Below are 903 nucleotides of genomic sequence, written 5' to 3' on the forward strand. Positions count from 1 at the left end.
AGTATCGCCTCGGCCACTACCTTGCCGGCCATGGCGGTGGTGTTGATGCCATGGCCGCCAAACGCCGTGAGATACCAGACGCCTGGCTGCAGCTGTCCGATCTGGGGCATCAGGTGCCGGGCGTAGGCCATCAGCCCCGACCAGGCGAGTTCGGTCTTGAGCGCAGCGAGCTGAGGATAGGTTCCGACCATCTCCCGGCGCAATTCCCAGGCCAGCGCCGCCGGCGAAGCGGCCCGCGTGGTGATGCGCCCACCCCAGAGCAGCCGCCGCCCGTCTTCCACGACCCGGTAGTAGTCGCCGGCGCGGCGGCTATCGCCTATGCCGTCGGTCGTCGCGATGGCGCTGGCGATGAGCTCCGGGGCCTCCTCGCTCAGCATCACATAGGTCGCAATCGGCAACATGGCCCGTCTCAACTGGCCGAGCAGCCGTCCTGTGTAGCCGCCGGTGGCGAACACCGCCTGCCGCGCGCGTACTTCGCCGTTTGCTGTGCGCATGGTCTTTTGCGGGCCGTCGAGTCTCGCCTCGACGGCGCTCGATCCCTCGTGGATCCTGCCGCCCAGCCGCTCGATCTCCTCGGCGACGGAGCGCAGATAGTTGAGCGGATGCATGTGGAAGGCGTTGGGGTCGCGTAGGCCCTGATAGTAGCGCTCGGACTGCAGCACCGCGCGCACCTGGTCACGCTCGAGATATTCGAGCGGATAGTCGAAATCCCGCGCCAGCCGTTCGGCGTGGGCCTTCAGTTCGGCGCCGCCGTCATGGCGAAGCACGCCCGTAATTCCGGGGCGAGGCTTTGCCGCCTTGATGTCGAGATCCTTGATCGTCTGCCGCACGAATTCGACGCCTTCGATCGACAATCGGTGCAGCTTCTGTGCCGCCGCGGTGCCGGCCATCGCGGCGATATTG

The 903-nt window shown here is 66.8% G+C and carries 1 protein-coding gene; it reads right to left on the reverse strand.

From position 1 onward, the window contains the following. On the reverse strand, positions 1-903 hold a 903-nt coding region (locus EOA79_RS32275), incomplete at both ends, for an FAD-binding oxidoreductase (protein ID WP_164894084.1).

It is taken from the genome of Mesorhizobium sp. M1A.F.Ca.IN.020.03.2.1, assembly GCF_004023205.1.
Classification (GTDB): domain Bacteria; phylum Pseudomonadota; class Alphaproteobacteria; order Rhizobiales; family Rhizobiaceae; genus Mesorhizobium.